The sequence below is a fragment of the Paenibacillus sp. FSL E2-0177 genome (genome assembly GCF_037992975.1).
Classification (GTDB): domain Bacteria; phylum Bacillota; class Bacilli; order Paenibacillales; family Paenibacillaceae; genus Paenibacillus_AQ; species Paenibacillus_AQ odorifer.
Window position 1 is genome coordinate 939849 of the sequence record NZ_CP150307.1, and the last position, 12822, is coordinate 952670.

Annotated in this window: 10 protein-coding genes; 9 read left to right on the plus strand and 1 reads right to left on the minus strand. The window is 44.1% G+C overall.

Translation table 11 applies throughout. The features are described 5' to 3' along the window. The first annotated feature begins 18 nt into the window (after positions 1-18). Together MHI25_RS04230 and MHI25_RS04235 are read left to right on the plus strand one after the other, a co-directional pair. A complete protein-coding gene (locus MHI25_RS04230; RefSeq protein WP_340395030.1) occupies positions 19-1392 on the plus strand; it encodes a hypothetical protein in 1374 nt (457 codons plus the stop codon). An 80-nt stretch (positions 1393-1472) separates the two neighbouring features. Continuing rightward, a complete protein-coding gene (locus MHI25_RS04235) occupies positions 1473-2129 on the plus strand; it encodes a SprT family zinc-dependent metalloprotease (protein WP_038574107.1) in 657 nt (218 codons plus the stop codon). A gap of 58 nt (positions 2130-2187) precedes the next feature. Here the strand turns inward: MHI25_RS04235 and MHI25_RS04240 are convergent, their stop codons facing one another. Then, positions 2188-3885, minus strand: a complete 1698-nt coding sequence (locus tag MHI25_RS04240; protein ID WP_076305179.1) for a PucR family transcriptional regulator — start codon at positions 3883-3885, stop codon at positions 2188-2190. Between the two features lie 541 nt (positions 3886-4426). Here MHI25_RS04240 and MHI25_RS04245 point away from each other — a divergent pair. The 7 genes from MHI25_RS04245 (at position 4427) to MHI25_RS04275 (ending at position 12809) form a co-directional block, all read left to right on the plus strand. Further along, the gene (locus MHI25_RS04245) at positions 4427-5137 is read left to right on the plus strand and encodes a DUF2877 domain-containing protein (RefSeq protein WP_340395031.1); all 711 of its coding nucleotides are present in this window, start codon (positions 4427-4429) and stop codon (positions 5135-5137) included. Positions 5138-5140: 3 nt separating this feature from the next. Continuing rightward, positions 5141-6685 carry an acyl-CoA synthetase FdrA gene (gene fdrA / locus MHI25_RS04250; protein ID WP_076302916.1) on the plus strand — a complete coding sequence of 515 codons (1545 nt, stop codon included), beginning with the start codon at positions 5141-5143 and terminating at the stop codon, positions 6683-6685. A 1-nt stretch (position 6686) separates the two neighbouring features. Next, positions 6687-8117, plus strand: coding sequence for a DUF1116 domain-containing protein (locus tag MHI25_RS04255; protein ID WP_076302917.1), 1431 nt, complete (start codon positions 6687-6689; stop codon positions 8115-8117). An 89-nt stretch (positions 8118-8206) separates the two neighbouring features. Further along, positions 8207-9748 (plus strand): hypothetical protein, encoded by a 1542-nt coding sequence (locus MHI25_RS04260; protein ID WP_036684876.1) that lies wholly within the window; start codon positions 8207-8209, stop codon positions 9746-9748. 34 nt (positions 9749-9782) lie between these two features. Next, on the plus strand, positions 9783-11048 hold the full coding sequence (locus tag MHI25_RS04265) for a tetratricopeptide repeat protein (protein ID WP_340393359.1): 1266 nt from the start codon (positions 9783-9785) through the stop codon (positions 11046-11048). 36 nt (positions 11049-11084) lie between these two features. Further along, positions 11085-12035 (plus strand): carbamate kinase, encoded by a 951-nt coding sequence (gene arcC, locus MHI25_RS04270; RefSeq protein ID WP_076128616.1) that lies wholly within the window; start codon positions 11085-11087, stop codon positions 12033-12035. Between the two features lie 192 nt (positions 12036-12227). Continuing rightward, on the plus strand, positions 12228-12809 hold the full coding sequence (locus MHI25_RS04275) for a hypothetical protein (RefSeq protein WP_076305183.1): 582 nt from the start codon (positions 12228-12230) through the stop codon (positions 12807-12809). Positions 12810-12822: the final 13 nt, after the last annotated feature.

The following is a 12822-nucleotide window of genomic DNA, read 5'->3' on the forward strand; positions in this document are numbered from 1 at the left end:
TTATCTTTGGAGGTTCAAATGAAAAAGCACGACAAAATCATTTCCTTCATCTTCATGTTCATTATGATGGTGACGGCTATTTTCTGGGTAAACTCGACCACTAGTTGGTCTATGATGGGTACCCTTGCTTCCGTGGCCTGTTTCGTACTTTTTGTATTATTGGGACTCCGCACTATACCTGTTTTGACAGATTTTGTTCTGACAAATCCAGCACCTGAAGTAACTCTGGAAAATAAAATACGGGACAGAAAGCAGGCTTGGCTATATATTATCGGCTGGGTTGTGGCTAGTAGGGTCTTGCTTATGATTATCGGGTATATATTTTTGATCATACAGAATGGCTATTCCGGTGGTTTGTTTAGCAAAATAGCTGAGACCTGGCATATATCGGGGATCGACGCTTCACATTATTTGGGCATCGCGGAGAATTGGTATGTGACGGAGGGAGATCCGAAATACCATATTGTGTTTTTTCCTTTTTTTCCAAATCTAATTAAAGTAGTTCAGGTATTTGTAGGGAATTATCTCGTCGCTGGATTCATCGTTTCTAATATTTGCTCGCTTGTTGCTGCCTTGGTCGCCTATGAGCTTGCCGCACTAGACATGCATCGAAAGAGTGCTATGCGAGTAGTAAAGTATATTTTTATATTTCCGGCTGCGTTCTTTTTCTTTATTCCTATGACCGAATCTCTATTTCTGGCCTTATCGCTGTTGTGTTTATATTTTGTGAGAAAAAAAGAATGGCTCATCGGATGTTTATGCGGTGCACTTGCAGCGTATACGCGTTCTCCAGGGGTGCTGTTGATTGTACCGGTTGCGATTGAATTTGCACGGGAACTTATCGGGAATTATAAATTACTAGATAAAAAAGCGTTTATATATAAACTGACCACCGCCATTGGCTGTCTTGCTATCATATCGATGGGTTTGCTGGCTTATCTTTACATCAACTATTATGTTACGGGAAATGCTTTTCAGTTCAGTATTTACCAGAGGGAGCATTGGTCACAGCAGTTCTATCTCTTTTTCGATACCGTAAGATATCAGATGGAATATGCGGTGGGCACCTTTAAAAGTGGAGATAGCCGTTCTTTTCTCGGCATGTGGCTGCCTAATTTAATCGCTATATTCTCAGCACTAATTATCATGTTAATGGGAGCAAGAAAACTACGGCCATCCTACACTGCTTATTTTATCGTGTATTTTGCTTTCGTAGTGGGAGCTACCTGGCTGCTGTCAGCCCCGCGTTATTTGCTTGTTGCCTTTCCGCTAGCTTTTGCTGCCGTTGCGCTCACTAATGAAAAGCCGAAGGATGTTGCACTCACTGTTATATCTGTTGTGGGTAGTATACTGTACTTGGCAATGTTTGTAGCGGGATATCCGGTGTATTGAGGAATCGTGTTAAAATAGGAGAACGCCTAGGTGCGTTCTTCTTTTTTATTGCGAATAATCTTATAGAAACGATGGTGGGTATGAAGATTGATTACGACAATCAGGTGATCGAGTTTAATGTTCAATATGGAAACGGAAAAAAAATCTCCATTCATATAGATTCGTCAGGGCGCATAACACTCAAGGTACCTAAGAAAACATCTGAAGAGACGATTAAAAGTGTGGTTGAGCGTAATGGAAAAATGATTGTGGAGAAGCTGCAAAGTCTCGAAGCGGCTCGTGAAACGCCAAAGATGATCAGAGCGTACGAAGATGAAGGAAAGTTCCTGTATCTAGGCAAATATTATTCTCTGCATGAGCTTATAGAGACAGCGGAGCTAAGTGAAGAACAACTTCAGTTAAAGCTGAAAAAGTTCTACTTCTCTAGCTGCAAGAAGCTTATAGGAGAGCGGATCACTAGGTACCAGACGCAGCTTAGAGTAAAACCTAAGAGTATCGAGATTGTAGAGTCCAGGACCAAATGGGGAAGCTGCAGCTCCGATAAAAAGCTAACCTTTAACTATCGTCTGGCCATGGCTCCCGTGGAGGTTATCGATTATGTGATCATTCATGAGTTATGTCATTTGCTGCATATGAACCATGATCGCTCCTTTTGGCGACGGGTTGGAAGCCTAATGCCGGATTATAAGGAGAAGGAAGAATATTTAGCAAGATATGGACGGGCTATGACGTTATGAAAAAAAGGGTATTCCAGTGCAACTAGAGTAATGGTTGCCGGGAATACCCTTCGTTATTTTAACCCCTTTGCAGCAATCGATAGAGGTTAAGTGCCAGTTGAATCTCGAATAACTCATCTGAGTTTTTCAGATCTATATTTAGCAAATCTTTGATTTTATCAATCCGGTAAATAAAGGTGTTGCGGTGAATAAACATCGCTTTGGCGGCTTCGGTTACATTCTGATTGTACATAAAATAGTACTCCAAGGTAGACATGAATCTCGTGTTCATCGTCTGGTCATGTTCATGGATGCCTCCCAGAACTTTGTTAAAGAATGTCTCCATTTCCGTAGGCTTAATATTGGAATCCAAAAAATGATAGACAGAATAATCCTCGAAGTGAGCAATGCTCCGGCTGTCTTTATTAAACCGCTGCATGAGCCGCATAGCTTCCTGGGCCTCGAAGAAGCTTCGATGGAGCGAAGCAAGTGTCTTATACTGACTGCCAATGCCGATGAGAAAATGATTTTTAGTCATTTCCTGAGCCAGCAACTGCAGCACCTCTTGAGCAAAGGCTTTCGTATCGCTTACGGAAATTGGCGGTTTATTTTCATTTTTTCCGATCAAGATGATGATTTGCTGATTGCGATAGTAACAGATTAGCTCTCCACCTGCATTACTGGACAAGCCATAGATCAAATTGACACATTTTTTGACCATATGCTCCATTTCGTATTTTCTATAAACCATGTCCGTGTAGTTTTCCAGCTGTGTAGCTTCAATATGGATAACTGTACAGTAATACGCATAGTTAACTTTAAGCCCATGCATAGCAGATAGGGAATGCAGTGTTTCTGTTGAAGTAATATTGCCAGCTAATAAGTCGTCGAAGAAGTCCTGCCTAATTTTATGCTTTACCTCTTCGATTTCCTTGGCTTTGATCCGGTCCAGTGCAAGCATCGTGGATACATGCTCTAACGCGGTGTAGTCAAATTCAACCAGCTTGCGTACCGTTTGCAGAACGACGATATACGCGTATGCGTTACTGGATACAGAAACCGGCATAATGCAGCACTTGTACGGCTGTCCCTGAGAATAGTAGGTGCGTTTGATGGATTTTTTGATTTCAGTAATATACTTTGGGAAAGCTACCGTGAACTCTGGTGGAAAAACTGGCCTGTTCTTCACCAGTGGCAGGAATTCCTGAAGTGGAGATGGGTTATCCTTATGATCTGTATAGCAGAGTAGGTTCCAGTCTCTATCTAATATAAGAACAGGGTTATGGATCGTGTCGGACAATTCCGCCGATATTTGCTCAATACCGCCTCCTTCGAGTGCGATTTTGAACAGCGCATTATGAAGGTCGAGCGAGCGTCGGTTCACTGCATCGTAATCCGCGTTGGTCTTTTCGTTAATGATCGCAATGACTCTGGACAAGGTGTATTCAAAAGGGAGCTCCAGTAGCGGGAGTCCATGCTTATCAGCAAGCTCGATCATATTCTGCGGGATAGCATCGAAATATCGCTTCATTTTGATGCAGAGTCCTGCACAGTTATTCTCCACCAGCTCATGAATGAATTTGTTCTGCAGCTCCGTGCTGTCTTTGAAGATATATCCGGTGGATAAAAGCAGCTCGTTCGAGGTCAGCCAGTCAAATACGTCCGGATTCTCGATGATATTAACTACGGAGATTTGATTGTTTAGACCAGAATGCCCCGCAACGATCTTTATGCCTTCGATGGATTTGATTTGTAAGATATCTTTTATCGTTAGCATCAATTCACACCTCTCATCTTCGCCCATTGTGCAATGTGCATAGTGATTACTTGTTGTTTTTAGTGTTCTTGTATGATGACCCCCAGTGTACGGAGGACTACAATAAGGGTGTCAGGTAACGTTTATCCGTTAAACTGTGATATATTTCACAAAAATATCCTTTTTCACACAGAAAGCAGCTCAATCTTCATCATTCTTGGAATTTTATGAACTGAGTGTAACATCTTCTATCATTCATCATCAACCGTTAAGGTTTTTTTATGAGAACGCTTTCTATATAGGATAACCTGACAGTAAGTGACCAAACCATTATCTACTTCCTTCTCAAGGGGGCGATCAAACGGAGCATTCTCAGAGCAAGTGTACCTCTTATTTAAAAGCTGGGATATCCAGTGATAGCGCGTTCTTTTATCGGATTCGAGAATCAAGATTTTTCGGAAATGTACACAGCATATTTGAGCGGACGATAAATGTAAGGTGCAAGGCAACTGATGAATTATATACCATTGCGAGCAGTAGGGTAGATAATGCGCCTAATACTTTGATTACAGAGGTTAGTAGTTTTTCGGTTCTTGGACTGGTTGTGGGAGATGAAGTTTTTGCGGAGAATGATCAATTATATATCGGCACTAAGCTTTCAATATCGATCAAGGAACTGACAGTTTGGCAGAGCTCATTATCTATTTTTCCAATAGAACTAAAGACGCTAAGAGATAATTTGGCTGCGGCAAGGGCTTATATCAATAGCTATGGAAAACCAGGCGGTATAAAGCAGTTTGCGGGTTCTAGCAGCTTTGAGAGAGAAACGATGCGGCTGCTGGAAGAGCGATCTTCAGGTCTTCTGAATGCCTTGGCGAATGACAGCATGGAAGAGGCTACTCATTATGCAATTCGACTAATGGGATTAGGCCCAGGGCTGACTCCGTCGGGAGATGATTTTTTAGTTGGATTGTTTGCTGTGATCCATCTGCCTCAGAGTCCTATTAGTAAATATCAGCCGTGGTGCAGGGAAGTCGTGAACGAAGCAGCTGAATTAACGAATGAAATAAGCTATATGGCTCTGAAAAAAGCGGCTTGGGGTCAGGTGAGAGAGTCAATGGGTCAGATGCTGCATTCGCTCATGTATGAGAGTAAGGAAAATATGCTTCTTGGCTTATCGGCAGTGCTGGATATAGGTTCTTCTTCCGGAACAGATATTGCCTTGGGGATCATTAGCGGTTTGAATCTTAATCTAGAACAACGTTGGAGGTAAGATATGTCGACTAAAATAGTAATTAAAAGAAACACATACTTTGATTCCGTCTCGCTCATGTCGTTGTCGACCAAAGCGAATCAAATAGAGGGTGTCGAACAAGCTTTTATCGCAATGGCTACTCAAATGAATAAAGAGGTATTAGCGAATGTAGGGCTGATAACCCCTGAGCTAGAGGAAGCTAAGAATAGTGACCTGATGATCGTAATCAAAGCAGCATCCCCTGAGCTGGCTGAAGTTGCCTTTGAAGCAATCGAAGAGCTGTTTATTAAAAAAGATAGTGCAGTTGGCGGTACAGAGCTTAAATATCCAACAATTGAGTCGGCAGTGAAGAATATGACAGCAGCTAATCTTGCAGTGATTTCAGTCAACGGAGCGTTTGCAGCCAGAGAAGCAAGAAAAGCGCTGGAGAATAATCTACATGTCATGATGTTCAGTGACAACGTAAGCGTAGAAGACGAAATTGAATTAAAAAAAATAGCACATGAGCGTGGATTGCTGATGATGGGGCCGGATTGCGGAACCGCGATCATTGGAAATATGGCCTTATGTTTTGCCAATAAGGTTCGTAAAGGCAATATCGGCATCGTGGGTGCATCCGGCACAGGAAGTCAGGAAATCAGCGTGCGGATTCACGATTTTGGCGGAGGCATCTCACAGTTGATTGGCACAGGCGGCAGAGACCTAAGTGAACGTGTCGGCGGAGTAATGATGCTTGATGCGATGAAAGCGCTTAACGAAGACGAAGCCACTAAGGTCATTGTGTTGATTTCCAAGCCACCCGCCAAAAGTGTGGAACAAAAAGTGCTGAATGAAATCAAAAATATGCATAAGCCTGTCGTGGTCTGCTTTATCGGAGGAACGGAGGAAGCTGTTCTGGAAGCAGGTGGACATTTTGCCAAAACAACCAAAGAGGCCGCGCTAAAGGCGGTAATTCTATCCGGCATTGATGAGAGTCAAATTGACAAGCATCCGCTAAACCTTCCGCTGATTGAGGAGATTAAGGTCAAGCTGAAGCCAGAACAGAAGTATATTCGTGGGTTATTCTGCGGCGGTACTTTATGTGATGAAGCAATGTATCTAGCGATGGAGAAATACGACGATGTCTATAGCAATATTCCAAAAGATCCGGAATATCAGCTGGGTGATATCCATATCAGCCAAGCGCATACGTTTATTGACTTTGGGGATGATGGGTTCACTAACGGCAAACCACATCCGATGATTGATCCTTCTTCACGGATTGCCAGATTCAAGCAGGAAGCAAAGGACCCGGCGGTGGGCGTGATCATTATGGATTTTGTATTAGGCTATGGATCGCATGAGGATCCAGTAGGTGTTATGGTGCCTGCAATTATTGAGGCTAAGCAAGCAGCGGAACAAGAAGGCAGACATTTGGAGATTGTCGGCTATGTACTTGGAACCGATCTGGATACACCTTTCGTCCAAGAACAGCTTGATAAGCTGGTATCCGCGGGCGTTACCTATGCAAGCAGTAATACGAATGCAGGACTTCTTGCCAGAGGTTTTGTAGAGAAGGGAGTATAACATGAGCAGAATCAATGAGTTATTTAAGAGTGAACTTCACGTTATCAATGTCGGCCTAGAAATGTTCAAGGATGATATCCTGAAGCAAAAAGGCAACGTAACCCATCTGGAATGGAAGCCACCTGGTGGAGGTAAGCCCGAATTAATTGCCGCACTGGATGCGTTAGAGCAAGAGGGGATTGCTGCAAAGATTGAGGCTGCCAACAAGCTGGCTGTAGAGCGAATCGTGAATTCACAACCGGTATTGGTTGGTTTTGATCAAGCGATCAATGTCGTACCAGGGATGACTAAGACTACGATATTACATGCAGGGCCTCCGATTACCTGGGATAAGATGAGTGGTCCCATGAAAGGTGCAGTTACCGGCGCTTTGGTCTTTGAGGGCTTGGCGAAGGATCTGAATGAAGCTGCCGAACTAGCGGCATCAGGTGAGATTACGTTCTCCCCTTGTCACGAGCATAATTGTGTGGGGTCCATGGCAGGGGTAACCTCAGCCTCTATGTTCATGCACATTGTAGAGAATAAAACGTATGGCAACATCGCTTATACGAACCTTAGTGAGCAACTGTCGAAAATCTTGCGGATGGGTGCAAACGATGAAACGGTCGTTGCCCGTTTGATCTGGATGAGAGATGTGCTTGGACCGATGCTGCGTGAGGCGATGAAGTTCTCTGAGAACGGCATTGATCTGCGGCTCATGTTATCACAGGCGCTCCATATGGGAGATGAATGCCATAACCGCAACAACGCTGGAACGACTCTTTTGATTCAGGCATTAACGCCGCTTATCCTGAGAACGGATTTTACTAATGAGCAGAAAATCGAAGTGTTCGATTTTGTGGCAATGAGTGATTATTTCTCCGGACCAACCTGGATGGCTCTTTGTAAATGTGCGCTTGATGCTGCCCATGGCATCGAGCATAGCACCATCGTAACAACGATGGCTCGCAATGGCGTGGAATTCGGTATTCGTGTCAGTGGAATGCCAGGCAATACCTGGTTTACCGGCCCTGCGCAAAAGGTTGTCGGACCGATGTTTGCAGGGTATAAGCCGGAAGATTCGGGACTCGATATCGGTGACAGTGCGATTACCGAAACGTATGGTATAGGTGGCTTCGCCATGGCAACCGCGCCGGCGATTGTAGCATTAGTTGGGGGAACCGTAGATGATGCCATGAACTATTCTGTGAAAATGAAGGAAATTACTACGACGGAGAATCCAAATGTGACGATTCCTTTGTTGAACTTCCGCGGAATTCCTACTGGAATCGATATTCGTAAAGTGGGTCAAACCAGCATTATGCCAGTGATCAACACGGCTATTGCCCATAAGGATCCAGGCATCGGAATGATTGGAGCCGGAATCACTCATCCTCCAATCGAGTGTTTCGAGCAAGCCATTCTCGCTTTTAGCCAGAGCATGCATTCATAGAACCACCCGCCCTTCAGGCCTATTCAAGGGCCTGAGGGCTTCATAAGCCATTGGTATGTAAGCGCTAACGATCTAGGGGGAGATTTATTATGGATCAAGTATTTATGAAGATGTTCTGGAAAAAGGGAGATTGGGCCGCGTTTTTCGGGCTGCTTGCTAACAATTTAACCAATCTGCTTACGATGATTTCATTGTTAATTTTTGTAGTAGGATTTCCGGAAGGTATGGTTTACGGCAGAGTCGTTCCTGCGTTTGGACTCGCGATTTTTATCGCAAGTATTGCTTATGGCTGGTTTGGATATCAGCTAGCCAAAAAAACAGGCCGAACGGATATAACCGCATTACCTTCAGGACCTAGTGCTCCATCGATTTTTACGGTAACTTTTCTAGTGTTAATTCCCGTATTTAGAGAAACCAATGATGCATCATTTGCGCTGCAAATTGGTCTCGTATGGTGCCTGTTCGAAGCTTTGATCCTTATTGTCGGCTCATTTCTGGGAGATGTGCTGCGTAAGGTTATTCCAAGAACCGTACTTTTATCTTGTTTATCTGGACTTGGATTGTTATTGCTGGCCATGAACCCGATGCTGCAATCCTTCGAAACACCAGTGGTTGCTTTTGTTGTACTTGTGATCATCTTTATTAACTGGTTTGGCAAATCGCCGATATTCAAAAAAATTCCTACAGGATTCCTGCTGCTGATTGCAGGAACCGCGCTGGCTTGGATATTCGGCTTGCAGAATCCAGAAGCGATCACAACGGCTCTTTCAACACTGGGGTTTAATCCACCTGAGGTGCATATTACCAGCTTAATTCAAGGGATTCCGCATGCCTTGCCATACCTGGCTTCTGCAATTCCATTGGGACTGGCGAATTATATTTTTGACCTTGAAAATATTGAGAGCGCACATGCTGCGGGAGATCCTTATAACACTCGTAACGTCATGCTAACGAACGGGGTTGCTTCAAGTATTGGTGCTTTTACAGGTAATCCGTTCCCGGTAACTGTGTACATTGGTCATGCAGGCTGGAAATCTATTGGGGCTGGACTTGGTTATACCATAGCTTCTGGTTTCTCCATGTTAATTATTTGTCTCTTTGGTATAGGGGCACTGCTGTTGTCTATCATACCTGTTGTGGCGATTGTTCCGATTCTGGTCTATGTCGGGGTCGTTACGGCGAATCAGGTGGTTCGAGAGACACCTAAAAATGAAGTGCCCGTTATCTTTATCACCTTGTTCCCATGGATTGCTAACTGGGCTTTAACGCTTGCGAACAACATTTTTAATGCGGCTGAAACTTCGGCTTCTAAGGTGGGGATTGATCTCTTATTAAGTAAAGGGGTTTATTACAACGGCCTGATGCATTTAGGAAATGGTGCACCGCTTAGCAGCTTGATTTGGGGCTCCATCACTATTTTCTCTATCCTGAATAAACCACTGCGGGCTGCTGTCTTTGCTGTAATCGCGTCTGGCCTATCTTTATTTGGGATCATTCACGCGCCGACTGTTGGATTTGCTCAAGCTTCACTTATGCCGTTCGTATACGCCTATTTGATGGTTGCAGGATTATTTGTTTATAAGCATTTTTCAGACCTTCGTGACCCAGCGAACAAGCTGCAATCCGAATAAATAATTGATAAAAAGAAATAGGAGAGCTAGAGCCATGACTAATCAAACTCTGTCAGAAGATTTAATTCAAGCAGCGGATCGCGGGGATTTAGCTGCCGTAGAACAGCTTTTAGCTCGTGGTGTCGATGTTCATCATAAGGATGCCAGTGGTCGTACTGCGCTGATGGCGGCAACGCAAAAAAATCATATTCCTCTCGCTCAAAAGCTGATTGAAGCAGGCAGTGACGTGAATGCAAGAGATATCACTATGTTATCACCCTACCTGTGTGCCGGTGCCAATGGATTCCATGAGATTCTGTCTTTAACTCTTGCCGCAGGTGCGGATACAACCAGTGTAAATCGTTTTGGGGGAACTACACTGCTTCCTTCCAGCGAGAAGGGGTATCTAAGAACTGTTCAGAAATGCTTGGAAGCAGGCGTTGCAGTTAACCATATGAACAATCTGGGATGGTCTGCCTTGTTGGAGGCAGTAATTCTCGGGAATGGTGGCCGTTTATACTCTGATATTATTCAGTTGTTGGTGGATGCTGGAGCGGATGTTCAATTGCCGGATCGTGACGGCAAATCATCGTTGCAGCATGCAGAAGAGCTGGGACAGGAGAGGGTCATCCGTATTCTCAATCAAGAAAAGCTAACGATTCATCCAAGTATTCAAAGCGCTCAAGAGCTAGCTCGGGCAGAGGATTTCCTGAAAGCAAGTTTGGTTATGGAACATGCAATGCAAGAGGACAGTAATAATTCAGACTTCTATTACTATAAAGGATACTTCTTAGGGGAACTCGGGAGATATGAGGAAGCTTTGGCAGCCTATCAACAGGCACTTACTATCGAACCGGATGACCTTGATTTCTATTTCTATACCGCAAATGCCTACCGAATGATGAAGCGATCCGAGCAAGCGTTAGCAGAGTATGACAAAGCGATAGAACGCGATCCTGGCGAAAGCTTCTTCCGCTATCATAAATCCAATTATTTAAGAGAGTTGGGCAGGCATGAGGAAGCGGTTAAAGTTATGGATCAGCTTCTGGAACAGCAGCCTGAACGGTATGATTTCTCGTTTCATAAGGCGAACAGCTTGAGATCACTTGGCCGGCATCAAGAGGCAGTTGAGGCGATTGAGAACGCAATTGCTAACGATCCGAGCAATCCTTTATATCATCATCATAAGGCACAGTCACTTGGTTTACTTGGTGATCATGAAATGGCCATTCAAGAAATAGATATTGCTATCAGCTATAATCCTGCCAATCCGGATTTTCACTCCGCGAAGGAACAATTTCAGCTGGCCCTTAAACGCTAATAAATGAGGATCAACTGATCCGTCAGGAGGAATGGAATGAGTAAATTTATAGTTGTAGCCATTGGCGGTAATTCATTGGTGAAAGACAATGGCCGCGATTCTATAGAGGATCAGTCTGAGGCAGTACGTGAAATTGCTGTGAATATCGCTGATCTGGTGCAAGCAGGCAACGATGTGGTGGTTACTCACGGCAACGGTCCACAGGTTGGATTCGAGCTGAGACGAAGCGAGGTGGCTTCGGAAGTCACTGGAATGGATGTTACTCCGCTGGTCAATTGCGTGGCGGGCACGCAAGGGGGCATAGGCTATTTAATTCAGCAGGCCTTAACAAATGAATTCATTCATCGCAGATTAGACAAAAAGGTTGCCACAGTCATTACTCAGGTCGAGGTTAGCAAAAATGATCCGAATTTTCAGTCTCCCTCGAAACCAGTGGGCTCCTTCTTCACGCTTGAGCAAGCAGAGGAGATGAAGCGTGCCAAGCCAGATTGGGTCATCATTGAGGATTCAGGACGAGGTTACCGCCGTGTTGTTCCATCGCCTAAGCCGATTGATATCGTTGAAAAAGACGTCATTAAATCACTCATTGAGACGGGTTATGTGGTAATCGCTGTTGGCGGAGGCGGGATTCCTGTGATCAAAACCGAAAATAATACCTACGAAGGTATCGATGCAGTCATTGACAAAGACTTTGCTACAAGTCTGCTGGCCGAACAGATCGATGCAGAATCTCTTATCATTACAACAGGAGTTCCTCAGGTATGTGTGAATTTCGGTACGCCTGAGCAGAAGGCTCTTGAAGAAGTTACAGCGGCAGAAATGTTGGTATATGCGGAGCAGGGTCATTTTCCTGCTGGCAGTATGCAGCCTAAAATTGAAGCAAGTCTTGGCTTTTTGAAAAAAGAGGGACGCAGAGTTATCATTACCAATCCGGAAAATATGAAAGCTGCGATGAGCCAACAGGCTGGCACACATATTGTAAATTAATAGGATCTAATTTATCTCATCATTTCATGGAGACCGCCACTGATCTAAATCAGGGCGGTTTTTTGACATATTCATGAATTGTTATCTAACTGTTGCTTTCAGATGGCCATATTCTGGTGAATAAAAGGAAGATAAGAGGTAAAACTATGTCCACTATAGAGAAAAAAATACATTAAAATGCGGGGGTAAAAGATGATATCGAATAAAGGAACAACACAACGTTTTACCAGGGCTACAATTCTTTGTTGTATTTGTGCATGTACGGTATTGCTAAGTGGTTGCACTAAAGCAGCGGATGAGACTCAAGTGCCTACTCCAACAGCTCAAGTAGAAACCGCAGCACCTTCTGCAGAAGCAACTACACCTGTACCTACGAATAACGCAACAGAACAACCCCTAACATCTGCGTCACCCGGCTCAAATACTGGGAAACTTCCAGAGGGGGTTAGCATTCAGAGAGTTATCAAGGAGGTTTCGTTAAAAGATAACTATCATAAAAAGGTTGAGCTGCTAACTGACGGAGGCAAGCGGGTCACCATCACAGATCCGAATCAAAAGATTGTTTTGCAGCAGATTGAATATGACGGAAGGATCACTGCGGTTAAGGGTAAACAGGTTACTGTTCAAGTGGAGGGCGGTAAAGAGCAAACCTTAACGATTCCTGATCATATAGTCATTGAAGATGAAGACAAGCTCGGATTGAACAATGGCGTTGAAATCGAGTGGACGGTAAATGCAGACGGACAAATCGAAAGTGTGGAACTGGACGATTAAAAAATTACCGAGG